The sequence below is a fragment of the Vibrio makurazakiensis genome, assembly GCF_050337375.1.
In the GTDB taxonomy this organism is placed as follows: Bacteria; Pseudomonadota; Gammaproteobacteria; order Enterobacterales; family Vibrionaceae; genus Vibrio; species Vibrio makurazakiensis.
On sequence record NZ_JAKJSW010000046.1, the window covers coordinates 1 to 26,193 of the forward strand.

A 26,193-nucleotide genomic window follows, 5' to 3' on the forward strand; every position below is an offset into this window, starting at 1 on the left:
ATCCATATTGGTGTTGTAGCCATGTACCCCGAATAGTTCGGCAGCGGCTTCTAAAATTCGGCGTCTTTTTAATTCACTCGACGTACTCATGGCTCACTCTGATGCTTTGTTATTTGTGGCAACGATATCAATATCAAACTGGACAGTCTAGTTTTTCTAGTGTCTAATAATTCAGAACTGGACTGTCTAGTTTGATTGTTAATTATAAGTTGCAAGGATAGGTTTGATTATGGCGATTCCCAAAGTTTTAGTAAGAAGTGTAGCTGCCTCCGCTGCGGTGTTTCTCGCAGCTTGTTCTGAATCGGTCGCGGTGATCAAGCAGCCCACCACATTACTTAGTGTAGAGGCGCAAGCCATAGAGCAAAGTCAGGCTTATACAGTAGAACGAGAATATGTTGGAGTTGTTAACTCTGGGCAGCGAGCAAATTTGGGATTTGAGCTGTCGGGAAAAGTTTCTAGATTGTGGGTCGATGCTGGTGACACAGTAGCCAAAGGGCAGTCTTTGGTTAGCCTAGACACGCAATTGCTTGATGCGGAACTCAAAGAGCTGAAAGCTCAACTGGATGAAGTGAAGTCACAACAGAAATTGACCAAAGCTAATCTAAATAGACAGTACGCTTTGAAGAAAAAGGGGTTCAGTTCTGAGTCCGAAATTGATGCGCTGATTAGTCAAAAAGAAGCCCTTGCCGCGAATTCCTTGAGGATTAATTCGGCCATCGGAGCCAATAGACTTAAAATTCAGAAATCGACAATCAAAGCACCCTATTCTGGCGTAGTCAGCAAACGATTTGTTTCGATAGGCGATGTCGTGGGTGTCGGCACATCAACCCTCTCATTACTGTCTGCTGAAAGCAAAGAAGCAGTCATTGGTGTGAATAGCACAGACTTACAAGGTATTGCTCAATTAGATAACTATCTAGTTCGAGTCGGTAATCATGAGTATTCGGCGAAGCTGATCTCTAATGCATCGAATGTTGATACCTTATCTCGCAGTGTAAGCTTGAGGTTTTTATTGGAAGAAGAAGCTCAGGTGCTTGATGGTGAACTGGCGTATTTAAGTTATCAAAAAACGTATCAAGACTCAGGTTTTTGGCTACCGACCACCGCATTAATCGATGGTATTCGCGGGACATGGAATGTGTATTCCTTGTCACCCATTGACGATCATCAAGCCGTTGAAAGGCGTGTAGTTCAGGTATTGTTTGCCAACAATGACTCTGTGTTTGTTACGGGTGAATTGGAGAGCGGTGAGCAAGTGATCACCACAGGGCTGCACAAAGTGGTTCCTGGGCAATCTGTGCAAATCGCAGCGGAGTAAGCGTGATGAATACTCTGGCTTCTATGTTATCCAACACTCGCCTGATGGCACTTGTGATTGCATTTCTGATTGTAAGTGGCTTATCGGCATTTAACTCGTTACCGCGAGCTGAAGATCCAATCATTTCAAATCGTAATGCTAACATCACAACGATTTTCCCAGGCGCGAATGCGAAGCGTGTTGAATCGTTAGTTACTGAGGTTATCGAAAATAAACTGCGTCAGGTGAATGAGATAGCGCAGATCACTTCAACTTCTCGTCTAGGTGTATCAGTAGTTGGTGTTGAGCTTAACGAGTCAATCACCAACTCTGATCCTGTGTGGTCAAAAATCCGAGACAAACTTTCTGATTTAGAAAGTGAACTCCCAGCGGATGTCTTATCTCCAGAGCTTGATAGCGATCGTTCTTACGCGTTTACGACAATTATGACTTTAGGCTGGCAAGGGAAAGGTGAGCCAGATTTACTAACGTTGGGACGATATGCCAAAGAATTAGGCTCTCGATTAAGAACACTTTCAGGAACTGAATTCGTTGACGAATACGGGATCATGGATGAAGAAATCGTTGTTAATTTCGATATTAACGATGCTGCTAGTTTAGGATTGTCGGCACAGCAACTTTCTAATGCACTTGAAGGCGCAGACGCAAAAAATTCAGCCGGTGAATTGGTTAACGACACCACACGTTTTGGCCTGGAATTAACCTCTAGCTTAGACTCTATTGAGAGAGTGCGTAATGTGCCTGTGTTTGTGGACTCTAACGGACATACAGTAAGAGTTGGAGACGTTGCCGATGTGCAGCGTGCGCCTAAAATGCCTTACGACAAATTGGCACTGGTGGATGGTGAACCTGGTGTGATTGTTGGGGCGAGAATGCAGCCTCACTTGCGCGTCGATAAATGGACGCCAACTGCAATGGGTGTCTTGGAGACATTTCGTCACGAATTACCTAAAGAAATCAAAGTGAATGTGGTTTATAGCCAGCAAGGTTACACCGAGAACCGCTTAGTGGAGTTAGGTGAAAGCCTGGCAATTGGTTTCTCGCTAGTTCTTGCTGTATTGCTGTTCACTTTGGGGCTGCGTGCGGCGTTTATTATCGCTTTGGCTCTGCCGCTTACCATGCTGCTGACATTGTCGATGATGAAGTACTTTCAAATACCCATTAACCAGATGTCATTAACCGGCTTTATTGTCGCACTAGGCATTATGGTCGATAACGCGGTGGTGATGGTCGATACCATTCAAAGTTACCGCTTAAAAGGCATGAGAAAACTTGAATCCGCGATTCTAGCAATCCGACACTTGTGGGTACCGTTGTTAGGTTCAACATTGACCACCGTTCTTGCTTTTGCTCCGATATTTTTAATGCCGGGTGCGACAGGGGAGTTTGTCGGTGCGATTGCGTTAACCGTGTCTTTCTCGCTGGTGGGTTCTTACATTATTTCACACACTGTGATTGCTGCTGTATCCAGCGCTTACTTACCGAGTAAACACACTTCATCAGGTTGGTATCAAACGGGAATTTCTATTCCTCGATTAAGCCGCCTATTTTCAGCCTCCGTCGCGTTGGCGATTCGTCACCCACTTAAGGCGATGGCGTTAAGCATGGCTCTGCCCATTTTAGGGTTCTGGAGTACATCCCAGCTGACTGAACAGTTTTTCCCTGCGTCTGACCGCGACATGTTTGAAATTCAGGTTTATATGTCTCCGCAAGCAAGCATATACGCCACAAGAGAAACGACGGAACAAATCCATGCCATCATTCTAGAAGATGAATCGGTAGAACAAGTTCAGTGGGTAGTCGGAGCTGCTTTCCCTTCTTTTTACTACAACATGGTTGCAGGGCAAGAAAACGCACCTTATTTTTCTCAGGCGATGATTAAAACGACCAATTTTGAAGAAGCAAACCGCCTAATCCCTGAATTACAAGAAACCCTCAATAAGAGGATTCCTCAAGCGCAAATATTGGTACGAAAATTAGAGCAAGGTCCTCCGTTTAATGCACCAATTGAATTGCGAATTTATGGTACGAATCTCGATACCTTGAAGTCTATTGGGCAAGATGTGCGACTGATTTTGTCGCAGGTACCACACGTTACGAATACAAGAGAAAGCTTGTCTTCGGGAATACCTCAGTTTCAAGTTGCGGTTGACGAAGAAACTAGCCAAATGAATGGCATTAACCTGAATCAGTTTGCAGGCTTATTGCAATCAACGTTAGTTGGGCGTGAAAGTGGCAGTTTGATTGAGGGAACCGAGTCGATCCCTGTTCGAGTCAGAGTTAAAGATGATGAACGTGAAAGCTACAATGACCTGAATAACCTGCGTTTTCCTACGTCGGTATCAGAGTCTAACRTTGGCGTTTCTGTACTGAATTTATCTGAGTTGAAAGTAACTCCAAGTAGCGGCGGTATTACACGTCGTAATGGTGAGCGACTGAATACAATTGAAGGCTACATTGAGGCTGGAGTATTGCCTCAAACCGTACTCAATGAATTTAAGGCTCAGTTAGATAATTATCAATTTCCTGCGGGTTACCGGATAGAAATTGGCGGAGAGTCAGCCGAGCGAGATGAATCGGTAGGTCACTTGATTGGTAATATGTCAGTGGTTGTCGTGTTGATGATTCTAGTGATCGTGTTATCTTTCAACTCTTTTCGATTAAGCGGAGTTATTTTCTTGGTAGCTGGGCTGGCTGCAGGGTTAGGTATTTTATCGGTATGGATCTTTGATTATCCGTTTGGCTTTACCGTCATCATTGCAATGTTGGGTGTCATTGGTTTAGCGATAAATGCGGCCATCGTGATTTTGGCAGAGCTAAGAGCGAACCCTGAAGCACGCGCTGGGGATTCTGATGCCATCTTAGAAGCGGTAATGAGTTGTACTCGACACATAACCTCAACCACAATCACGACTATTGGCGGCTTCTTGCCTTTGATCCTTGCTGGTGGTGGGTTTTGGCCTCCGTTCGCGGTTGCCATTGCTGGTGGTACAGCCCTTACAACGATTTTGTCTTTCTATTTTGTGCCGACAGCATTTAAGTTGATTACCAAAATGCCAATGAAAATTGCTCCACCTAAAAACACTGATGTAGAGATTGTGAATACGTGATTTATCCTTGTTGTTCTTTAATTGCTGTTTTGTTTCCCGCTGTTCAATTTAATAGATTAGGTGCTTTTTGCTGGCTTAAGCTTTTACAAAGAGTTGAGTGTTTACGATGACTTTTGAGCCAGTATTACTTGTTTGGTTACCCTTACTGGTAGCGATTGTTTGCGTGTTTATAAATAAAGTACGCAGCGCATTTTCGTTGTTATGCCTTACCTTGCTCGCCAGTTATTTTAGTGGGCGTATGGAGTTACTCGCTGSGTTAAGTGCGATTTCGGGTATCGGGGTTGCCTACGCTATTCGTTTTTTACCTGAGCGCTTAAAGGCAGTAGGGCACGGTGTTGTACTGGTTTGGTGTATAGCTTTGTTCTTGCATCTGTTACCGGGCTTTAATAATTTAAAAGTTTTAGACCAAGTACTGACGGGGCCATCGAGTATCCCATTTTCAATGCATTTGAATTTGGATAAGCCACTGGTGTTGTTTGCTTTAATTTTGGCATTTCCACCTTTGTTAGGCAGCTACAAGTCTTTTGATGTACGCAAAGTCATCGCTGTTAGTGTTGGTGTTTTAAGCCTGTTACCTATCGCATGGCTGTTAGGTGCGCTGAAGCCTGAGCTATCGTTACCGAGTTGGTGGTGGCTATTTGTGCTTAATAACTTACTGATCACTTGTGTCGCCGAAGAAGCATTATTCCGAGGCTATATTCAGCAAGGGTTGAGCCAAAAGTTTGGTTGGATTATCGGATTAGTGGTTGCTAGTGCATTGTTTGGTATTGCCCACATGGCAGGCGGAATATTGCTTGTTATTTTTGCGACTTTGGCAGGTGTTGGCTACGGCCTCGCGTTCTATTTTAGCTCGCGCCTTTGGGTTGCCGTAGCATTACATTTCTTATTTAATCTGTGTCACTTACTGTTCTTCACTTACCCAATGCTAGCGGCGTAATGCAGCTTATTTGAGAGTAACGTTGAATGAGTGAYAGGCCTGTGCATTAGTCTATAGTTTGAATCTATATTCTATGCGCAGGTCTATTTATTGATCTCTCGTACATAAGCGAAAATATCATTCACATCTGATTCTGATAATATTTGTCCCCATGCTGGCATTCCTTCGTTGCCATTGAGCACCGTATCCATCAATTCACTTTCCGATTCCCAAAAAGAAGTCAGACCGTCATAAATGTTGGATGGCTTTTCTGGAAGCGCAGTGCCAGCAATGCCGTCTCCATGACCAAGGTCGCCATGGCATGACACACACAGTGTCTTAAATTGTGTTTCGCCATTTGAAAGGTCAACGGCTTGTACTGTCAACGGGGCTGTTAGTGCGCTTCCGATAAGAATGGTGGTTAGTATTGCTTTCATGGGCTATCTCTTTGCTAAATTATGCAGAGATAATGACATTACGCGCGTGAATATATTGTGAATGCATTTTTTGAGTGAGCTTTCTTTTAGAGGCTTCAAACTGAATCCTCGGTGACGCAGATATTCTTATATTTCTTTGCTATGGTTCGAAGGTTACCTAAGGAAATGATTTATGCATATTCGCACTGGAACTGTTCATGATATTCAATCTATTCTTCGCCTTGCTAATCAGATCAACATTCAACATCATCTCGGTGCTCCGAGTGTATTTTCAAACCCCCAAGACATCCAAAGCTATGATTCTGAAGACGAGAATGAAAATTACTGGTTAAGCTTAATGCTGGAACCTAATGGCACTTTTATTGTGGCTGAAATAGAAATGCAGGTCGTTGGTTTTGTCGTCGCTAGAATTACCCAAAATAAAGAAGTGAGTTTCATTCGAGACAATAAAGTGTGCCGGGTGAACACGATCGTCGTGGATGATTCAGTCCAAGCTAGTGGTGTAGGGCGTGCATTGATGGCTAAAATTACGCAGTGGGCACAAGCAAGGGAGGCAACGGAAATGAAGTTAGAAGTGATGGAGTTTAATGAAGGGGCTCGTGGTTTTTATGAAGCCTTGGGAATGAAAACTCAATCTAGAATTATGTCTATGCCGTTAGAGTAATTCAGTGATGATAAGAGATTCTAGAATGATCAATACGAAACATATGTTTTCACTTCGGATTTTCGCTATTTCTACTCTATTGCTCGGTATGTCATTTTCAGTGAATGCTCAGCAAGAACCAAATTTACCGGTGGTACTGGAAGAGCAGTCACTTGTTGCGCTCGTCAAAGTTGATAAGTCCAAACGTCGTCTGTATTTGATGGACGAAGAGGACGTGGTTATACGCGAGTATCGGATTGCTTTAGGTAAAGACCCAAAAGGGCATAAGCTTCACGAAGGTGATAACCGAACTCCTGAAGGAAACTATAGGCTTGAATATGTGACAGAAGAGTCAGGCTTTTATCGTTCTGTTCATATCAGTTATCCTCATCGAGCCGATATTATCAGAGCAGGTGTTTATGGCTTATCCCCTGGGGGGAACATCAAAATTCATGGTTTAAAAAATGGAGAATCTAAGTCTCCAGATTTTATTCAAAGCTTTGATTGGACCAATGGTTGTATCGCTTTAACTAATAGCGAAATGGACGAGTTTATCGAGTTGGTCGAAATGGGTACGCCAATCCATATTGAATGGTAGAAGCCTAAGGTAAAATTAGACTAAGTTCTCACTTCTAATCTATTATCTTTTATTCTTTTATCGAAAGCAAAGCGTACATTGAATTAAAACAGCACCCGCACTGCACTAAATATTGCAATAGTGATTAACAGCACTATCGTCACTGGTTTAAACTTCTCACCACCAAAGCGTTCAAAAAGTTTTGCTCCGAGAGCCCCTCCAAACATGCTAGCTGGCAACAGTGCGACGGTAAGAATCACGGTAGGCCAGTCGACTAAACCACTGAAAGAAGCCGCAACAAATGCGCTAGAATCAGCTAATACGAAGAAAGCGATTAGGCATGCTCGTGCGATATGTGGAGCAATAGGACTTGCTAAAGCGTGAGCACCAATAGGTGGACCGGACATGGACGCAGCGCCGTTCATTAAGCCTGCTAAGCTACCCAACAAGTAAGGCGCAAATTTAGGATCTGATTGGTACTGGAAGCCCTGCTTTATCATGATTGCAGAACCCAAAATAAAAGCACTAATGATCAGAATGATCGTGTCTTGGCTAACCGTTTTGAGCAGCAGTAATCCCAGTGGAGTAAATATCAGACAGGGAATAAATACTTTACTGACCCAGCGCCAGTTCACGTAGTGACGGACTTTAGGCRGCAGTTGAATATTGCCCAGTAGGTCGATGAGCATAAAAACAGGTACTAGCTCAATCACTGGCATGAATAACGCGCTAAGTGGTAAAGCCACTAAGGTGAAACCAAAACCTGAGAACCCTCTGACGACTGCTGCAAAAATAAAAATAGCAAATAAGGCTGGGAAAATAGGGCTAAGGATTAGGTCCATGGCAGAGCTCAATATGTCAGAAATATTAGGCGCGAATGTACTCCTAATATTTCTGATTCGCTATAACAAATACGTTGAATTGATTAAAATTTTCGTCAAGTTAACAAAAGCGACTTGGGTAGTCAGTAAAGATGGCGTTAACTTGACTCAGTAATGGAAACTCTTCAGGTTTGTTGACTGTGTAGCACCATACTTCAACCTCAAGTTTACGCAGAGTCGTAAGGCCACTTTCAGAAAGGGTTTGATGGTTGATATGACAGCTATAAGCGTCAATTGAAGCCAGTAATGCTAAGTCTTCTTGAGTTAACTGGTCAGTAATAACACCCAAACGGTATTTACCCAGGTGCTTTGCTAAATGCTCCATTACTGAGTGACTAAAGCTCGATAGAATGACCTTATCGGTATCCACATTCAAACRGGTCAACTCCGACTTGAGTAAGCCGACAACATGTTCTGGTTGGTGCTTTGAATCGACTTTGATTTCAATATTAACGTTTAAGCTAAGCTCATCGGTTAGAGCCAAAAGTTCGCTGAGCGTTAAAATGCCTTCACCAGCAAAATCTTCTGACTTCCAAGTGCCAAAGTCGAGCCTACGCAGTTCCGCCAAAGTAAGGTTATCGACACGGCCTGAACCGTCGCTACAACGTTCAAGCGTATGGTCATGACAAACCACGAGTTGATTATCTTGGGTAATTTGAATATCAATTTCTATCCACTGTAACCCCAACGCAGCAGCTTGCTTTACGCTTGCTCCTGTATTTTCTGGGTGTGTCCCTGCCACGCCACGGTGGCCAACAATAATCGGAGACATGTCTTTTCCTTTTAGAATACGTCTTGTTGAGAAACCACTAACTCAACCTGATTTCTCTTACACAATTGTTGAACATTATGTGGTGCTTCGTCTACAAATATTCTTACCATTTCAGACAGTTGACCACTAACAATCGGTGCGTAACGTCCAAGTTTGGTTTGATCGGCTACCAACCAGCATTGTTCACTTTGATCAATGATAGCTCGAGTTAAATTGGCTTCTTCAGGCGTAAAGTCCAATAGTTGCCCATTTTCGTTGAGCCCTCCAACGCCAAAGATCCCTATTTTGATATTGAACTGACGATAGAACGAGGTTGCTGACTCCCCAACTGTGTCTTCGTCGGACGAGCGCACAGCCCCACCAGCTAAATAAACGGATATGTTTGGGTTACTACTCAAGGTTAGCGCTGCGTTGATATTGTTGGTTACAACAGTGAGTCCTGGGTGGTCGAGTAACGCTAAAGCGACATGCTTAGGTGTGGTTCCAATGCCAAGGAATATACTTGTCCCTTCTTCTAACTGCTTTACAACCTGATGCGCAATATTTTGTTTGGCGGATAGGTTCAGTAATTCTCGATTGGTAAAGGACAAGTTGTCGTTGGGGCTTGGCAACGAGATACCACCATGCACACGTCGAACTAATCCTTTATCACTGAGTTCATTCATGTCTTTACGAATGGTTTGAACAGAGACAGTAAAACGGTCTGATAACAGCGTACTCGAAAGTACGCCATGGCCCTGTTGCAAATACGTCAAGATGTCTTTTTGTCTGGAAGATAATCCCACAATGTAACCACTAAGAAAAAGCTGCGATTTTTGTTGATAGAGTCGAACTTGTCGTACTCGTGGTAAGTTCAGTCACTGAGTTGTCAGAATCTGATGAGGCTAATGTTTCAGGGGTAATTGCTTCAGAGACTATTGTTTCAGAGGCTACTGTATCAGAGGTTACTAGATTGGAAATAACTGGATAAATTCGTTTAGTATCTTCCCCGAAAATATGCAGATTATTCTTGTTCACTAATAGCTCTAGGTCTAATGACTCGTCCAATTCCATTTCTGGAGTTACCGCAATAAATGGCGTTTGGTCGACAGAACCCTGAGCCAAATTGCTGTGAACTAATTCATTACTAACGAAGCCGTCGTGAACAGAGCTGTCGAATACTAAGTCACCATGCACCAACTGATTTGGACCTAATGGCTCTACGACATTGATCCCTAGCTTGATTTTCAGTGAGCTGTTTGTATTGGCTTTATCACTAAGAGCATGAATTTCAGCATGCTCAGGGCGAATACCTAAAGTCACCGCCGTAGATTTAATATGAGCGTAATCTTGAAGGTAAACTTGTTGGTTGCCCAAAGTTAGGTAACCTTCATCTAATTGGGCGGGAATAAAGTTCATAGCAGGGCTACCAATGAAGCTTGCGACAAATGTGCTAGCTGGCTGGTGGTAAACTTCTGCAGGACTTCCGACTTGCTCAATTTCGCCTTTGTTTAGAACGACAATACGGTCTGCGAGTGTCATCGCTTCTACTTGGTCATGGGTTACATAGACGCTTGTTACTCCAAGTTCACGTTGTAGTTTTTTAATTTGCAGTCGCATATGAGCTCGTAAAGCAGCATCTAAGTTTGATAWTGGCTCATCGAATAAAAACAACTGCGGATCTCGAACGATAGCGCGCCCCATCGCCACACGTTGACGCTGACCACCAGATAATTTGGCTGGTTTCCTGTCGAGGTATTCTTCAATTTTTAGTGTTTTCGCAACAGCTTCAATCTTATTTTTGATGACGTCTTTGCTCACGCCACGGTTCTTAAGGCCATAAGCTAAATTGTCATAAACACTCATGTGTGGGTAGAGCGCATAGTTTTGGAATACCATAGCAATATCACGTAGAGCCGGCTTTTCAGTATCGACTCGACGTCCGCCAAGGTGGATTTCACCACTGCTAATGGCTTCTAGCCCCGCGATTGAACGTAAAATAGAAGACTTGCCGCAACCTGACGGGCCGACTAATACAAGAAACTCACCTTTCTTAATATCAAGGCTGACCCCTTTGACTGCTTGATGGCCATTTTCATAGGTTTTTACCAGCTTCTTAATACCTAACATAGTGCGTTCCTTTAATTGGTTTTTCGGCGTTTCTTGTTGATTAATTTGGCTAACGTTGCTGCTTGTCGAGTTATTACTGTGCTTGTTATGATCAACAGTTAGCTGTGGTTTGCTTTTCGGCGTTAATTTCAGGTTATTTTTCACTTTCTACTAATCCTTTTACAAACCAGCGTTGGAATACGACAACCACTAAAATAGGTGGAAGCATCGCTAAAATAACCATGGCAAAGGCATAGTCGTAACGTGGCAAGCTTGTTTCATTGATGTTGTTTAAAACTTGTTTAATGCCCATCACTATCGTGTTGTAGCTTTCATCTGTTGTCATCATGATTGGCCAAAGGTATTGGTTCCAACCAACGACAAACATGATGATGAAAATAGCGGCGATCATCGTTTTGGACAGCGGTAGAAGGATGTCGACAAGGAATCGAAACGGGCCTGCGTTGTCGAGTTGTGCAGCTTCTAATAGCTCATCGGGGATGGTTTTAAAAAACTGCCTAAAGAAGAACGTTGCCGTTGCAGAGGCGATCAAAGGCAAAATTAACCCTGTATAGCTATTGAGTAGGCCTAAGCTAGCAACCACTTCGTACGACGGGATAATTCGCACCTCTAATGGCAAGAGTAGGGTGACGAAAATCAGCCAAAACCACGCCGTAGCGTAAGGCAGCCTAAAGTAAACTAAAGCGAATGCTGCCATCATCGAAATGACAATTTTGCCTATCGCGAAGCCTAACCCCATGATCATTGAATTGATGATCATGCTCTTGGCCGTGACAGCATCACTAAACCCTAGGCTTTTGTTCCATGCTTCGCTGTAGATGGAAGTTAAGTTGTCTCCCGGTAACCACTGTAAGCCTTCACTGACTATTGTGTTCGGGTTGTGAGTTGAACTCGCGAATATTAGCCAGATTGGAATAAGCATAAATAACGCACCTGTTATCAATATCAGGTGGTCGGTGATCTTATTGCTCTTCATCAGAATCCTCCTTTGAATAACTAGTAATGGACGCGTTTTTCAACGACGCGGAATTGGATAAATGTGAGTGTTAAAACAAGCAGAAGTAACACGACTGACTGAGCTGAACTTCCACCTAAGTCGGCACCGACAAATCCATCGCGGTACACTTTGTAAACGAGTGATGTAGTGCCACCGCCCGGCCCACCATTAGTCATGGTGTCGATAACCCCGAACGTTTCAAAGAATGAGTAAGTAAGGTTAATGACTAACAGGAAAAATCCTGTCGGTGCTAACAGCGGGAAAGTAATGGTCCAAAAACGCTTAGAATCGTTCACGCAATCCAGCATTGCCGCTTCTTTTACTGCGTAAGATATGGACTGAAGCCCAGCAAGAAAGTAGATGAAATTGACCGAAACCTGTTTCCATACCGAAACTAAAACTAGAGCCAATGTGGCGTCGGTAGGGTCGGTCTGATAACTAAATTCCCAGCCAACTAAGGCGAACATTTCGGTGAAAATGCCAATGTGTGGGTTGAATAAGAAACTGCCCATAACACCCGCAATGGCTGGCGCGACAGCGTATACCCAAGTCAAAGTGATCTTGTAAGCTCCTTGTCCGTGAATAATGTTGTCGGCTTTTACAGCTAATAGCAGGGCGAGAGCCAATGAAAGAAACGATACAACCACCGCAAACATCAAGGTAAAACCTATCGAAGATAGGTACTCAGAAGATTCAAATAGCATTTGGTAGTTTTCAAACCACACAAATAATGAAGACGTACCCCAAGGGTCTTCAAGCATGAAAGAGAGGTAAACGGCTTTGGCCGCTGGATACATAAAGAAAATGATGATGATCAGAATCTGTGGTGCCAAAAACATATATGGCAATGGCGAATGAAAAAACTGCTGACGTCGTTCCACGAGTTAATCCCAAATAATAAACAGAAAGGTCAATGGTTGATGGCTGATATGCAGGTATTAGATATTTATCGAGTGCATAGCAGTAGTCAGTAATAGGGCTCTTGGTCATAGACTCAGAGCCCTATATGAAGCTCGTTCGTTTAGGTATCGGCTAGTAAATGTGTGGCCGATACCAAGCTGAACGCTAGGTTAGTTCATGGTGCGAGCAAAACGCTTAAGCAACTTACCGCTTTCGTTTTCAACTTTGTCTAGGCTGTTTTCAACGCTTGAGCGTCCAGAAAAGATGTTGTCAAACTCACGGTGCATAACTTCTCTGATTTGAGGGTAGTAACCGAGGCGGTAACCCTTAGTCCACTCACCTGATTTTAAACTCAGTTGCTTAACGCCCACTTCAGCATCTGGTTGTTCTTTGTAGTAGCCAGACTGTTTTGCGAGATCATAAGCAGCAGTCGTTACTGGTACGTACCCTGTTGTTTTATGCCAGTAGACTTGAGTTTCAGGCTGGGTTAGGTAGTCAAAGAATGCCGCTACAGCCTTGTCTTGTGAGTTCTCGTGTCCGTTTAGTGCGAAAAGTGCAGCGCCACCAATGAAGGTTAGGCCCGCATCTGGGTTTACTGATTCCCAATAAGGTAAGTAAGTTGTGCCTAACTCGAAAGGAACACGGTTACGTAGCCCACCAAATGAACCTGATGAGCCCATCCACATTGCAACTTCTTGACGTTCAAAAGGAGTTTGGTTCGCATCCCAGTCGCTACCGTAGTATTTGTAGTAGCCTAAATCTGACCATTCTTTCATCTTGCTGACGTGCATCATCATGTCTTTCGTGTTGAACATGATTTTGGTTGATAGGCCGTCATAGCCGTTGTTTTGGTCAGCCACTGGCAGGTTATGACGAGACTTGAAGTTTTCGAACATAATCCAAGGTGTAAGAGATTGAGAAAAAGTAGCGTATCCCTTGGATTTTAGCTTCTTAGCGGTTTCTTCAAGTTGCTCGTAAGTTTTAGGTGCTTGAACACCTATCTCACTCAAAATGTCTTTGTTGTAATACAATACAGGCGTTGAGCTGTTGAAAGGCATACCAACCATTTTGCCGTTACTGTCCGCATAGAAATTACGAACACCAGCTAAGTAGTCGTTAGAATTAAAGTTGTATCCTGAATCCACTAGGATATCTTCAACAGGTTTTGCAACCCCCTTGGCATTCATAATGGTGGCTGCACCAGCATCAAAAACCTGAAGAATATTCGGAGCTTCACCTGCGCGGTAAGCTGCAATACCTGCGGTTAATGTTTCAGTGTAAGAACCCTTGTAGATAGGGGTAATTTTGTAGTCATCTTGTGATGCGTTGAAATCGGTTGCGATTTTATTAACTGTTTCGCCGAGTTGCCCACCCATTGCGTGCCACCATGTCACTTCTGTAGCGGCTAAAGTTGGTACTGAAACGGTTGCAGATAGGACGCCTGCTAGCCATAGCTTATTCATCATATTTTCCTTGTGGATGAAGATCGTTATTGGTTAATTGCATTCAAGTGAATCTAGGTTTAACGAAATACGTCTGTTCTCAAAGTGACCGAGTTAGCAGCCCAATATTTAAAATGTTGGGATGCGAAATGAGTTTACTTTCGTACGAGACCATTCGTGTTTCGTTTGACGCTATCTTGGCGTAGATATATTTCAGAGCCGTTACTCTAAAGCTTCAGTTATATGAAGGATTTATGGATCGCGAGTTCGCAATTAACTTTTTAGCTATTGGAGGTGATTTTATTAAGTGGCGTTTTTTGAAGGGGAGGGGGATATTGAGGGAGTCTTTACTTAAAGTGCCACCCTATATCTTTGTTTTATATAGGGTGGAGTAACTGTTGATCTGTTTGATAAAGCAGGCTTCTGGCGTTTAACTCGCGATATCAAGGTGATTGTTCTTCACGCCATTGGTACGAAACCAGCCTGCGATACTGAAACGTTCAGCGTTGGTTGGTAACACTTCATGTGGGAACTGTTCAGACAAAAATACAAATAGTCGGCCAGATTTCGGTGGAATCGTCGCAATTTTAGTATCCTTTAGATCGTAGACAACAAGCTCACCTGCGTCTTCAGTAGACCATTCATCGTTCATATAGAAAACAGTCGTCAGGCGGCGATTTTCGTTTCCTTGAAAACAGTCTAAGTGCTTCTGGTAGAAGTCCCCTTTTTCGTATTTAGCAAAATGGGCTTCATACTCAAAAAGCCCTAGAAAGAATGCCTGGTTAGCGGCTAAACGAATGTGCTCCATCTTAGTCAAAAATTGAGCAACAGGTTCCCCCATGGTCGGGTTAAGCCACTGAATCTGATCACTGCGGATCGTTTTTTCACGTATGACTTCATCGTTACGACCAATCCTAGCCTTTTTCCAATTTTCTGGAATACAGTCCCTTAATGCTATGACTTCTTCGTGAGTTAAAAAGTCATCCCAAACAAAGTAGCCTTGGGTCGCAATAGCATCAATTAGTTGCTTCATGTGTCGTGCTCAATAATTACAGGAGCACCTATATATTCCCAAAGGAGAAGGTCGGCAATTGAACTATTTTGTCGTGACGATAAATGGCTGTTTGGGGGAGGAGTGGGACAAGAAACTCTACTGAAGTGATACAGATTCAGTAGAGCTTAAACTGTTTCTATTTTCGTCGAGGTTGACGATAGGTAAAGGAACTAAACCTGATCAAGCGTTATCACTAAACTCAATTGGGAACGTCATAATTAACGTGGTTCCATCATCTTCAGATGTCGTAAAACTGATCTTACCGTTTTGAGCTTCTGTCGCGAGCCGAGCTGAATAAGTACCGATACCTGTACCTGTCACTTTGCCATCCGTTACAAACTTGTCGAAGAAGGTACTGTGTATCGACGTTGGAATTGCACCCATGTTATGAATCGTAAAACACAGTGTCTTGGCTTCTGAATCAAGCAAGCTGGCAATTTTTATGTTTGAGCCTTTAGGTGAGGCTTCCACTGCATTATTGATTAGGTTCGAGAACATGGTGTAACTCAATAGCGAGTCACCTAAGTACTTATGCGCTGGTGGCACGTTGTAATGGATGTAAACGTTTTTATCTTCACACTTCTGTTGTAGGCCGTAACACAACTTCTTCACTAGAGAATGTGCATCGATCAGTTTTAGCTGCACACTGTATTTGTCTTCTTCTAGCTTCATTAGTGTTTCTTGGCTATTCACCATTCGTTGGATCATCATTGATGATTCACGAATCACGTCTAACTCGTCTTCACAATGCCGTGCTTTATCTTCTAAAGCGGGCAAACTAGTAATGATAGCGGTCAGAGGGTTACTTAAGTCGTGCTGGAACATACGGTCAATTTCATCACGAATACGAGTATTCTCGACCATAGTTTCAATTTGCAATTGCATGTCCATACGTTGCTTCACTAGCTTCATATGGTTTTTGACTCGTGCGAGGACAATTTCAGGGGTGATAGGTTTCGTGATGTAATCGACGGCACCAAGGGCGAGCCCTTTAACGACATCATCGGTTTGAGAAAGGGCAGAGACAAAAATAACCGGAATATGCTCCGTTAGTGGGTTCTCTTTCAATGCCTTACACACTTCTAGTCCTGACATTTCTGGCATCATAATATCTAATAAAATCAGATCAGGTGGTGTGTCTTTGTCGCATATCTCCAGGGCTTTTTTACCTGTACGACAGGCTTGGATTTTGTAGTCGCCTTTTAGCAGTTCACCAAGAACCATTAAGTTGTTTGGTTCGTCATCGACCAACAAAATGTTGTTTGGCATTGGTTTTGGTGTGTTCTTAATACGTCGTTCAATAGCAGCAGATCCGTTGCTGTCTAAAATCTGTTTTGGTGGTGGCGCTTTAAAAGCTTTGTGTACACGATCAATCAGCATTGTTTTTGAAAATGGTTTCACCATGTACTCAGAAACGCCATGTTTGATGGCCATGACCACATCTTCTTGATCAATATTACCTGTGACCATTATGAAAGGAATGTGCGAGGTTTCTTTCTCTTTTCGAACATGTTTAAGCAAATCAAAACCGTTCATTTTCGGCATGTTCCAGTCGGAAATGATCAGGTCTACTTCATAGGTTTTGAGTTTTAACAGCGCTTCTTTGCCATCTTTTGCTCGGTAAATAGCTTTGAAGTTCAGTGTTTCTAAGATTGCTGCCATCGTTCGAGTCATAGACTCATAGTCATCGACTATCAGGATACGCTTGAATTCATAGGTTTTTTTATTGAAAGACTGTGTCGGAAGTAAATTCTGCATAGTGATAGTGTTCTTCAGCATCCATGTTGAAAGTATTTAGAATTGCGTACAGCAATACAGAATCAAACTATGCGAGTTTAGGATGGAGTGCAATAAAAAATTGTGGAAAACAAAGCGCATCTTCAAAGATAGATAAAAGGGAAAATAAACCTCGGCTTCTACTTAATGTTCTTCGTGAAGAATGTGCAAGAGTACTTTTTCATCAATGCCTTGGAAATATCAGACATTAATAGAATATCGTTCTAAACACTGATAATCTGGCTACCGCTTTCACGGATATAGAAAGCAGTGTTGTATTATTGGACAAGGAACGTTCCCCTATGATTTGTATGATTCGATCGCTTTGGATCGTGTTACTGGTTTCCCTCTCTTTTTCATCGCCAAGTTGGGCTGATGCACATCAAGATGACTCCCAAAAATCTCGAACCCGTGAATTAAACGCTACGGCCGTTACGCTCAGTGACGACGAGTTGGCGTGGATAAAAAGCCACCCTGAAGTGACCTTTGCGGCAGACCCTGATTTTACCCCAGTAGAATTCTTTGATGAAACGGGCGCGTATGTAGGTATTGTCGCTGACATACTGCAATACGTAACAGAGCAAACAGGCTTGGCATTTAAAGTCATCCAAACTGAGAATTGGCAACAATCTATTGAGTTACTCAAATCGGGTAAAATAGATATGTTGCCGTTGCTTTCGAATAGTGGGCGCACCGAACTTCCGCTTCTATTTACGACCAGTTATCTAGATTACCCAAGCGTTATTTTGGTTCGTAATGACACTCAGAATATTAGCAGTCTGGCTGACCTTAAAGGTCGCAAAGTGGTGGTGGTTTCAGAATGGTCTGCAGAATATGATTTGAAAAATAATCATCCTGATATTCAGGTTGAGGCTGCTCCCAATTCAAGGGAAGCCATCGACAAGCTACTGTTTGGTCAAGCCGATGCGATGATCCATTATTTCCCAGTCGCTTCATACGAATTGCTTCAACGCGGTATCGGTAGCGTTAAAATTGTCGGGAGAACGACAGAAGAAAACGGGATGATGGCCGTGCAAAAAAGCCTGCCACACCTGCATTCTATTATCCAAAAAGTATTGAATAACTTAACCGATGAGAAAAAGCAGACCATCGTTTCTAAATGGCTTAATGATGGGCCTCCCGCATTAGAAAAGAACATCGATTTAACCGAAGAAGAAAAACAGTATTTAAAAGATAACCCTACAATTAAGGTTGCCCATGACCAAGACTGGAAGCCTTTTAGTTATACAAAGGGCGAGCAGTCCCTAGGCTTTTCAGTGGAATACGTAAAGCTATTATTTGAGGCGATAGGGATTGATTACGAATTCGTTTCTGGCCCTTGGAGTGACGTTTACAATAAAGCGCTGGCGGGGGAAGTGGATCTGATTTTGGATTTGATCCGAACTCAAGAACGCGAGCAGAAGCACTTTTTATACACTCCTCCTTATGCGCGTAACCCCAACGCAATCATTACTAAAAAATCATCCGACTACGCCAGTTTAGAGTCGCTAAAAGGAAAAACCGTTTCCTTTGTTGCAGGCTCATTTCTCGAAGAAGTTCTGCAAGATCAAGATATTAAATTATCCCCAAGAGAAAACTCTTTAGATGCATTCAAAGCACTGCAATTTGGTGAGGTTGWTGCGGTATTCTCTCGCGTTGTGATTGCTCGAAGGCTGATAAACGACAATGCGCTGTTTGATCTAGAGATCAAAAGCGAGTTGGATATTGGTGACAGCGAATTAGATAATATGAATATTGGCGTTGTGAAAGATAAGCCATTACTTCATTCAATTCTTGTTAAAGCGATGCAGCATATCGACATGCAAGACGTTAATGAACTGCGTCAAAGCATTCTTGCCGTCGACCCTGCTCGGACGGTGAACCTCAACAGTAAAGAAGTCACTTCGGTGATGGAAAAACCTACGTTAAGCGTCGGGGTTATTAATGATAGCGATCAGTTTACAGCGCAAGCAGATCGCCTAGCGTTAACTTCGGATCTGCTAAATGCCATAGGTAAGAAAGTAGGGGTCAACTTTGAATACCAAAACCAAGGTATGCTCAACGGTGGCTTCGAGTCATTTAGCAATAATGAACTTGATATTGTTATTGGTAACAGTGAGTTGTTTGCAGGCTCATCGGCATACACCATAAAAAAACCAATTCTTACCTCTTATTACGCGATAGCAATGAAAGATCGTTCGGAACCTATCACTTCTTTAAGTGATTTGACTTCAGAGCACATGATAGGAGTTGTTGGTCCTAACCAATACATCGAGCATTTGAACGTCACTTATCCAGATGTGTTCTTTAGTAAAGTTTTGGATGAAAAAGCAGGTTTAGAAGAGCTACGTAAAGGCAGTTACGATGGTTTGATCGCTGATGGTCTTAACTTAAATCATTACATACACGAAAACGCCTGGGTCGATTTGGATATCGCGCTTGTCACCAGTAAAAAAATCCAATATCTCATGGCGTTTAATCAGGACGTGGATACCGGTGTTATCTCTGCACTGAATAAAGCACAGAAAGGTTTATCAGAAGAAGAATACCGAAACATCTTTTCAGAGAACAATACAGTTGCTGTTGTTCCAAATGAAGGCCAAATGAAACAAGAAGAGCTGTTTTCAGATAGCCCAATTGATTCATTGCTGATCATAAAAGCCGCTATCGGTGTCGTGGTGATCATTGGTGCTCTGTTTCTTGTTCCCATTCTTTTAAATAAATACATGTCGAATAAGACCATCAGTCAGTTCAACTCCAACAAGTTGATGGTCGTGGTGTGTGGCTTCATTGTTGCAGCGCTAGTAGCGGTATCTATTGCCGCTTATGTGGTTATTGAACGGGTTGAACAACAAACTAGACACAATATTCAAATCTCCCTTTCTGGTATCACAGAAGCCGTAAATACCAGTATTGATATTTGGATCGATGGCCGAACCTCGTATGTTAATTCTATCGCCAGCGACCCTGAGTTGATGCCTATGGTGCGCGACTTACTTAAGGTGAAGGAAACCAAAGAAGAGATTAAGTTTTCTACCGTGTTGATTGATTTGCGAGTGTATTTTGCTTCCCACCAAGCCAGACATGGTGATCGCGGATTCTTTATTATCAACAAAAATAGAATTAACGTCGCTTCAATGCGTAACAGTAACCTAGGTGAAGTGAACGTGATTCAGCAGCAGCGTCCAGAATTGTTGGATCGTGTGTTCTTAGGGGAAACGGTATTAGTGACGCCTATCGCTTCAGACCTTGGTGCACAAAGTAAAGATGTGGATGCGACCATGTTTGTCGCTGCGCCAATTCATAATGAAATGGGAGAAGTGATCGCAGCAATGACGGTTAGGTATGACCCTGCGTTTGAGTTTAGCCAAATCTTTTCTTCCGGTCGTGTTGGTCAGTCAGGTGAGTCATATGCCTTTGATGATAAGGGCTACTTCCTTTCAAGAAGCCGTTTTGAAGATCAATTGAAAGAGTCTAAGGCTTTAGGAATGAATGCGAATGCAATTTTGAACCTACAGATGCTTAAACCTGACTCAATTGTATCTGGCGGAGCCAACGTTAATGGGCTGGGCAACGCGATGTTCTTAGCTGATGAAGATAAATACACTGATGCTTATTTAGGAGCGATACGCGATACCAAAGGAAGCAGTGGGGAAGGTTACATAGATTATCGTGGCGTTAGGGTTTTAGGTAGCTGGGTTTGGCGTGAGAACGATCAGTTTGGTTTTGTGACTGAAATTGATGARGAAGAAGCGTTACGTGGCTATATTTCGACAAGGAATCTGATTGTGACGCTCTTGTCCTTCACGGTGCTACTGACCGTGGGTTTGACGGCGTTGAGTTTGTGGCTTGGTCGTCGCACGCAAAGTGTTTTGATGCAATCAAACGAAGAGCTGGAAAGAAGTGTTCGCGAAAGAACGTTGAGCCTGACGAGTATTATAGAAACGGCCATTGATGGCATTATTGTTCTGGATGAAGACGGCGATATCGCGGAATTTAGCCCTGCTGCTGAAGTGATCTTTGGTTATAAGAAGACCGAAGTATTACATGCCCATATTGGTATGCTATTAACGCCAAGCGAAGTTTCGGATGAAGACTTTATTGTGACGCCAAGTGTGTGCAAAGAGTTGGAATACTTTGCTAAGTGTCAAGATGGTCGTTTAGTTGCCATCGAAATTTCGGCGGCGGAAGCACACATTGGAGAACAGCTGTTTTATACCTGCATCGTTCGCGATATTACTCAGCGTAAAGCTTTCCAWGACGCTTTAGAAATGGCAAAAAATGAAGCGGAAGAAGCAACGAAATCGAAGAGTGATTTCTTAGCTAATATGAGCCATGAAATACGGACTCCGATGAACGCAATCATAGGTATGAGCTATTTGGCGTTACAAACAGAGTTAACGCGTAAACAAGGTGATTACGTTAACAAGATCCTAGCTGCCTCAAATTCATTGCTGGGTGTTATCAACGATATCCTCGATTTCTCTAAGATTGAAGCTGGCAAATTGGATATCGAACAGATCCCATTTACGCTAGAAAGCATGATGGATAATTTATCTAATATCGTGACGGTAAAATCTCAAGAGAAGAACTTAGAGTTCTTGATTTCGATAGAACCAGAGATCCCAAGAAACTTAATCGGAGATCCGCTAAGGATCGGACAAATACTACTTAACTTGACGAACAATGCGGTCAAATTTACCGAAATAGGTGAAATTGTTGTCAAAGTTGAAGCTAAGAAACAATCTGAGTCCACTGTGGTTTTACTGTTCTCTGTACAAGATTCAGGAATAGGGATGACAGATGAGCAAATGGCTCGCCTATTCCAAGCATTCTCGCAAGCAGACAGTTCAACGACACGTCAATATGGTGGTACAGGCCTTGGATTAACGATTTCCAAAAACCTTGTTGAGTTGATGAACGGCAGTATTGGCTGTGACAGCACACCGAATGAAGGTAGCGTGTTCTACTTTGAAATTGAGCTGGACATCGATCAAACCAATTCAGCAAAAACTCCACGTTTGTCGCAAGACTACTCTGGAGTGAAAACCTTGATCGTTGATGATAGTGAAGAGTCTCGCGATATTTTGATCAACTTAACGCGTCATTTAGGGCTTACCGCTGATGCTGTTGATACAGGGATGCTCGCTTTAATTCAGTTATCAGAAGCTGATAATCAGAACGAACCGTACGATCTGGTTCTTATCGACTATAAAATGCCAAATATGAATGGTTTAGATACGGTTGAGTCTTTAAGAAAGCTTAACCTTTCTGTTGAACCAAGGGTCGTGATGGTGACGGCGTATGGGCAAGACGAAATCCGTAATAAGGCGAAAAACTACGACCTGGATGGTTTCCTCGTGAAGCCGGTTTCCTCCTCAATGTTGTTTGACGCTATCTCGAATGCGTTTGACGATAACTCCTCGCCTGACGCGTTGGCAAATACCAAACCGTCGTTCGATACTGAATTGGAAGATGGAGTCAGAGGTGCCGAAATTTTGCTGGTGGAAGATAACGAGGTCAATCAGCAAGTGGCGACAGAGCTTCTTGAATTAGCTCAATTCCGAGTCACTTTAGCCAGTAATGGATTTGAAGCTGTAGAAATACTGAAAGAGCGCACATTTGATTTAGTGCTAATGGATATCCAAATGCCAGTGATGGATGGTTACTTGGCGACGGAAACCATTCGTAATGAACTGCAATTATCTGAACTTCCCATTGTGGCTATGACCGCTAACGCGATGGCGAGCGACAAAGAAAAATGTACACAAGTGGGTATGAACGATCATGTCGCAAAGCCAATAGATCCGAAAGCTCTATTTGGGGTTATGAACCAGTGGATTGAAAGCAAAGAAAGAGAACTGCCACAAGCCATAGATATAGATGAAAATGTCGCTCTTCCTGAGCTTGAAGGCTTTGATGTAGAGTCGGCAGTTGCTCGATTAGGCGGCAGAGTGCAGTCATACAATAAATCACTGGTGATGGTAAATGACACCTTAGCTAACTCGATTGCTGAAATCGGTGAAGCGTTAGAGCAGCAAGATGTCGAGCAAGCCGTACTTACTGCGCATACCGTCAAAGGTGTCTCGGGTAATATTGGTTGTACAGACCTTTACCAAGCAACCAGTGATCTGGAAGACAGCTTAAGGTCAAACCCTAGCGACACGGTAGAAGGTTTACTCAATAGGGTAGAAAGTGCGGCATTTAAAGCGCTGGAAGTGATAGGTGGCTATTTGTTATCTATTGCTACGGATGATAAGCAGAGTAAGGCGTTTGATTTAAATGAAGTTCAGGCTTTGATTGAAAAGCTGGCGAGTGAGATTGATGAATTTGACATCAGTGCGGCTGAAACTTGTGAGTCACTAATGGAATATTTAGATGACCCTGATTTAAATGAAATAGCGAAACAGCTAGAACAGTTTATTTCTGGTTATGAATTTGATGAAGCCTTAGAACAATTGCAGCTTCTTTCGAATATGGTTTCAGAGCGAGACAGTTAACCTGCTTAATTGAGGCAAAACGAATTAAAGGCGAGCAAATATGCTCGCCTTTTTGTTAACTCTATCAATGGAATTATCTCCAGTTGTTAATAAAATGATCTAAATCAGCGAATGTTTGCTATGTTATAGGTCTGACCAGTTGGTTGGTTCATCGTTAATAGCCAAACAAGGAAATGTTTTGCAGGTTCACACCATTAAGGGTTATATCCAACAAATGTACTTGGTGGAATACCCAGATAAATTGTTATTGCTTGATGGCGCGTGCCGTGCCGACATCCCACACCTTAAGTCGTTTATTGAATCGACATTGAATCGACCCTTTAGTGATTTAAAGGTGACGGTGGTAACTCATATGCACCCTGACCATGCAGGAGCCGCCCATAAACTGAGAGACCTCACAGGTTGTAAGCTGGTGGCTGCGAAACGAGACAAAGATTGGTATAGCGGTTGGGATGGTTTTTTGATGCATTTAACTGATTTGGCTTTGGCTCGCTGGATGGCAAACCGCTTAGGAAAGCCCAAAGCTAACTTATGGTATTCACGAAAACTGAATCCAGATTATGAGTTGAGTGATGGTGAAGTCATTCCAGGTTTTGATGATTGGGTTGTATTGGAAACCCCGGGGCATACAGACCGTGACTTATCTGTGTATTGCGCTTCGTTGAATCTAGCTTATGTCGCAGACTTAATGGTCGAGGTGAAAACTAATCTGATCCCGCCTTTTCCTATTTTTCACCCGAACAAATATCGTGAGTCGGTTAAGCGTGTTTACGATCTTAAGTTGGATACGTTGCTCGCTGCGCACGGCGGTGAAGTGAACTTTACTCAGCAAGCATTCGAGTACTTGTTAGCACATTCGCCAACACGCCCTGTAACACACTGGCGTGTGACTAAAATTAAGAGTAAGAATTTCATACGCTCTATATGGCGTTTTGGTGCTTGATTAATGTTGTAGGAGCTGGGCTCGTGCAAATGTGCACAACACGGATAACCATAGTGTTAAAACAAAAAAAGCCAGTCAACGGACTGGCTTTTTTATGGGACTTATTTTTTAGAACTCATATATAAGAGCTTGTTTTTTTATCGCTCAGTGAGTCAGTAAGAAAGACTCACTAGGGTCGACGATCACGCGATCACTCATACCTTGTCGGCCTAATAACATCATGTATGTCATGTCTTGGCGGTTACTTAAAGTGACGTCAATCATCCATTGTTGCTCACCAAGTTTGAGTAATGTTTCAATCACGCAACGGTGCTCAACCTCGCCGTTTGAAGACTTGATCTTACGGCTTGCTTTCAATTTTGCTTGGCTTCGAATCGTATGTTCAAGGTCGTAAGCATCAGGGTGCAAATCGAACTCAACATACTTTTCGCCGTCTTTTTTAAAGCAAATTAGGTTGTCTACATGCAGCGATGACGTTTTCGCTCCGGTATCGACGCGTGTTTGTAATTGAGTAATCCCTAACTCTGGTAAGCAAACTGCTTCCGTACTTCCAATGATCATTTTTGAATTCATGTTCATTTCCGATAATGTTTGTTCGAACTTTTTATTTTTAACCTTTGCCACGAGTGCGGTTAGCGTTTGGCTTTGCGTTTTTTTCAATAAATTCGAAAATCATGTCAGCAACATCTTTGCCCGTTGCTTTTTCAATCCCTTCTAAACCTGGAGATGAGTTTACTTCCATCACAACAGGGCCATTCTTAGATTGTAGAATATCTACACCACATAGGTTTAACCCCATGATTTTTGCAGCATTAATTGCCGTTGCACGCTCTTCTTTCGTTAGCTTAACTAATTGAGCCGTGCCGCCACGGTGCAGGTTAGAACGGAATTCGCCTTCACCAGCTTGGCGCTTCATCGCTGCAATGACTTTATTACCAACCACGAAACAGCGGATGTCTGCACCGTTTGCTTCTTCAATGAACTCTTGAACTAAGATGTTCGCTTTTAACCCCATGAAAGCTTCAATAACGCTCTCTGCGGCTTTATTGGTCTCTGCCAATACCACGCCAATGCCTTGAGTCCCTTCAAGTAGTTTGATCACAAGTGGCGCACCGCCAACGTTTTTGATCAAATCTTGAATCTTATCTGGGCGGCTTGCGAATCCAGTTTTTGGTAAGCCAATACCTTTACGTGATAACAATTGCAATGAACGTAATTTGTCGCGAGAACGACTTATTGCTACAGATTCGTTAATGCAGAATGTACCCATCATTTCGAACTGACGAACCACTGCCGTTCCGTAAAAAGTAATGGAAGCGCCAATACGAGGGATAACTGCATCGTATTGAGGAAGCTCTTCACCCATATAGCGAATCTTCGGATTGTTGCTCGCGATATCTATGTCACAGTGCAATGTGTCGATGACATCGACTTGGTGCCCACGAGCTTCTCCAGCTTGCTTCATGCGAAGAGTAGAGTATAGATTTTCGTTACGAGAAAGAATTGCGATACGCATGGCGTTTCCTTAGTAAATACCTGATTGGTAGCTGCGAATAAAATTTGTTTTTGCGGGTGCTTTGTTGTTTTAAGAGCACCTCGTTTGCTTCGGGGCGAACCTTAAGGCTTTTGGAATAACTAAGAAAACGAATTAAATTTGTCGAGTCGACAACGGAAAGTTATGGATGTGAAGAGTTATTGGTACAGTAAGGCTGAGGAGCATCAGCGACAAAAAATGACGCTGATGCTAGTGGTAAATTGGTGCAGGTTAATTGAAAATTATAGCTTTACGTTATTTGTGTACGCTGAGCTGCCAATTGA

General features: G+C 42.9%; 19 protein-coding genes. 7 read left to right on the forward strand and 12 right to left on the reverse strand.

Features of this window, described 5'->3' with window-relative positions; translation table 11 throughout:
• Window positions 1-229 precede the first annotated feature (229 nt).
• The 3 genes from L4C33_RS07465 to L4C33_RS07475 all read left to right on the forward strand — a co-directional run bounded on the left by L4C33_RS07465 (window position 230) and on the right by L4C33_RS07475 (window position 5,365).
• A complete protein-coding gene (locus L4C33_RS07465; RefSeq protein ID WP_428811805.1) occupies window positions 230-1,318 on the forward strand; it encodes an efflux RND transporter periplasmic adaptor subunit in 1,089 nt (362 codons plus the stop codon).
• Between the two features lie 5 nt (window positions 1,319-1,323).
• Window positions 1,324-4,428, forward strand: coding sequence for an efflux RND transporter permease subunit (locus tag L4C33_RS07470; protein ID WP_428811818.1), 3,105 nt, complete (start codon window positions 1,324-1,326; stop codon window positions 4,426-4,428).
• A 106-nt stretch (window positions 4,429-4,534) separates the two neighbouring features.
• Window positions 4,535-5,365, forward strand: a complete 831-nt coding sequence (locus L4C33_RS07475) for a CPBP family intramembrane glutamic endopeptidase (protein ID WP_428811819.1) — start codon at window positions 4,535-4,537, stop codon at window positions 5,363-5,365.
• 83 nt (window positions 5,366-5,448) lie between these two features.
• Here L4C33_RS07475 and L4C33_RS07480 read toward each other — a convergent pair whose 3' ends face one another.
• Entirely contained in the window at window positions 5,449-5,781 is a 333-nt protein-coding gene (locus tag L4C33_RS07480) for a c-type cytochrome (RefSeq protein ID WP_428811806.1), read from the reverse strand.
• A 172-nt stretch (window positions 5,782-5,953) separates the two neighbouring features.
• Here L4C33_RS07480 and L4C33_RS07485 point away from each other — a divergent pair, with 172 nt between their 5' ends.
• Both L4C33_RS07485 and L4C33_RS07490 read left to right on the forward strand, forming a co-directional pair.
• Window positions 5,954-6,445 (forward strand): GNAT family N-acetyltransferase, encoded by a 492-nt coding sequence (locus L4C33_RS07485; protein ID WP_428811807.1) that lies wholly within the window; start codon window positions 5,954-5,956, stop codon window positions 6,443-6,445.
• Window positions 6,446-6,533: 88 nt separating this feature from the next.
• Window positions 6,534-7,022, forward strand: a complete 489-nt coding sequence (locus L4C33_RS07490; RefSeq protein ID WP_428811820.1) for a L,D-transpeptidase family protein — start codon at window positions 6,534-6,536, stop codon at window positions 7,020-7,022.
• A gap of 83 nt (window positions 7,023-7,105) precedes the next feature.
• Here the strand turns inward: L4C33_RS07490 and L4C33_RS07495 are convergent, their stop codons facing one another.
• From L4C33_RS07495 to L4C33_RS07535, 9 genes are all read right to left on the reverse strand, one after another.
• Window positions 7,106-7,843 (reverse strand): sulfite exporter TauE/SafE family protein, encoded by a 738-nt coding sequence (locus tag L4C33_RS07495; RefSeq protein ID WP_428811808.1) that lies wholly within the window; start codon window positions 7,841-7,843, stop codon window positions 7,106-7,108.
• A gap of 100 nt (window positions 7,844-7,943) precedes the next feature.
• Entirely contained in the window at window positions 7,944-8,654 is a 711-nt protein-coding gene (locus L4C33_RS07500) for a glycerophosphodiester phosphodiesterase family protein (RefSeq protein ID WP_428811809.1), read from the reverse strand.
• Between the two features lie 11 nt (window positions 8,655-8,665).
• Window positions 8,666-9,442, reverse strand: coding sequence for a DeoR/GlpR family DNA-binding transcription regulator (locus tag L4C33_RS07505; protein ID WP_428811821.1), 777 nt, complete (start codon window positions 9,440-9,442; stop codon window positions 8,666-8,668).
• 7 nt (window positions 9,443-9,449) lie between these two features.
• Window positions 9,450-10,763, reverse strand: coding sequence for a sn-glycerol-3-phosphate ABC transporter ATP-binding protein UgpC (ugpC, locus tag L4C33_RS07510; RefSeq protein WP_428811822.1), 1,314 nt, complete (start codon window positions 10,761-10,763; stop codon window positions 9,450-9,452).
• Between the two features lie 133 nt (window positions 10,764-10,896).
• Complete coding sequence (gene ugpE, locus L4C33_RS07515) at window positions 10,897-11,739, reverse strand: sn-glycerol-3-phosphate ABC transporter permease UgpE (protein WP_428811810.1); 843 nt, start codon at window positions 11,737-11,739, stop codon at window positions 10,897-10,899.
• Between the two features lie 20 nt (window positions 11,740-11,759).
• Window positions 11,760-12,641, reverse strand: a complete 882-nt coding sequence (locus L4C33_RS07520) for an ABC transporter permease subunit (RefSeq protein ID WP_428811811.1) — start codon at window positions 12,639-12,641, stop codon at window positions 11,760-11,762.
• Between the two features lie 189 nt (window positions 12,642-12,830).
• The gene (locus L4C33_RS07525) at window positions 12,831-14,123 is read right to left on the reverse strand and encodes an extracellular solute-binding protein (RefSeq protein ID WP_428811823.1); all 1,293 of its coding nucleotides are present in this window, start codon (window positions 14,121-14,123) and stop codon (window positions 12,831-12,833) included.
• Window positions 14,124-14,532: 409 nt separating this feature from the next.
• Window positions 14,533-15,135 carry a 2OG-Fe(II) oxygenase gene (locus tag L4C33_RS07530; protein ID WP_428811812.1) on the reverse strand — a complete coding sequence of 201 codons (603 nt, stop codon included), beginning with the start codon at window positions 15,133-15,135 and terminating at the stop codon, window positions 14,533-14,535.
• Between the two features lie 201 nt (window positions 15,136-15,336).
• Window positions 15,337-16,914 (reverse strand): response regulator, encoded by a 1,578-nt coding sequence (locus L4C33_RS07535; RefSeq protein ID WP_428811813.1) that lies wholly within the window; start codon window positions 16,912-16,914, stop codon window positions 15,337-15,339.
• A 320-nt stretch (window positions 16,915-17,234) separates the two neighbouring features.
• Between L4C33_RS07535 and L4C33_RS07540 the strand changes: the two genes are divergently transcribed.
• Together L4C33_RS07540 and L4C33_RS07545 are read left to right on the forward strand one after the other, a co-directional pair.
• Window positions 17,235-23,432, forward strand: coding sequence for a response regulator (locus L4C33_RS07540; RefSeq protein WP_428811814.1), 6,198 nt, complete (start codon window positions 17,235-17,237; stop codon window positions 23,430-23,432).
• A 178-nt stretch (window positions 23,433-23,610) separates the two neighbouring features.
• Window positions 23,611-24,375 carry an MBL fold metallo-hydrolase gene (locus L4C33_RS07545; RefSeq protein WP_428811815.1) on the forward strand — a complete coding sequence of 255 codons (765 nt, stop codon included), beginning with the start codon at window positions 23,611-23,613 and terminating at the stop codon, window positions 24,373-24,375.
• A gap of 144 nt (window positions 24,376-24,519) precedes the next feature.
• On the opposite strand, the gene L4C33_RS07550 is transcribed toward L4C33_RS07545, so the two are convergent.
• A complete protein-coding gene (locus tag L4C33_RS07550) occupies window positions 24,520-24,948 on the reverse strand; it encodes an ATP-dependent zinc protease family protein (RefSeq protein ID WP_428811816.1) in 429 nt (142 codons plus the stop codon).
• A gap of 37 nt (window positions 24,949-24,985) precedes the next feature.
• A complete protein-coding gene (gene rimK, locus L4C33_RS07555; protein WP_428811817.1) occupies window positions 24,986-25,891 on the reverse strand; it encodes a 30S ribosomal protein S6--L-glutamate ligase in 906 nt (301 codons plus the stop codon).
• Window positions 25,892-26,193 lie beyond the last annotated feature (302 nt).

Coding starts and splice junctions, on each gene's coding strand:
- L4C33_RS07550 (WP_428811816.1), bottom strand. CDS start 24,948: ATGAATTCAAAAATGATCATTGGAAGTACGGAAGCAGTTTGCTTACCA.
- ugpE (WP_428811810.1), bottom strand. CDS start 11,739: ATGAAGAGCAATAAGATCACCGACCACCTGATATTGATAACAGGTGCG.
- L4C33_RS07535 (WP_428811813.1), bottom strand. CDS start 16,914: ATGCAGAATTTACTTCCGACACAGTCTTTCAATAAAAAAACCTATGAA.
- rimK (WP_428811817.1), bottom strand. CDS start 25,891: ATGCGTATCGCAATTCTTTCTCGTAACGAAAATCTATACTCTACTCTT.
- L4C33_RS07490 (WP_428811820.1), top strand. CDS start 6,534: ATGTCATTTTCAGTGAATGCTCAGCAAGAACCAAATTTACCGGTGGTA.
- L4C33_RS07525 (WP_428811823.1), bottom strand. CDS start 14,123: ATGAATAAGCTATGGCTAGCAGGCGTCCTATCTGCAACCGTTTCAGTA.
- L4C33_RS07485 (WP_428811807.1), top strand. CDS start 5,954: ATGCATATTCGCACTGGAACTGTTCATGATATTCAATCTATTCTTCGC.
- L4C33_RS07465 (WP_428811805.1), top strand. CDS start 230: ATGGCGATTCCCAAAGTTTTAGTAAGAAGTGTAGCTGCCTCCGCTGCG.
- L4C33_RS07480 (WP_428811806.1), bottom strand. CDS start 5,781: ATGAAAGCAATACTAACCACCATTCTTATCGGAAGCGCACTAACAGCC.
- L4C33_RS07530 (WP_428811812.1), bottom strand. CDS start 15,135: ATGAAGCAACTAATTGATGCTATTGCGACCCAAGGCTACTTTGTTTGG.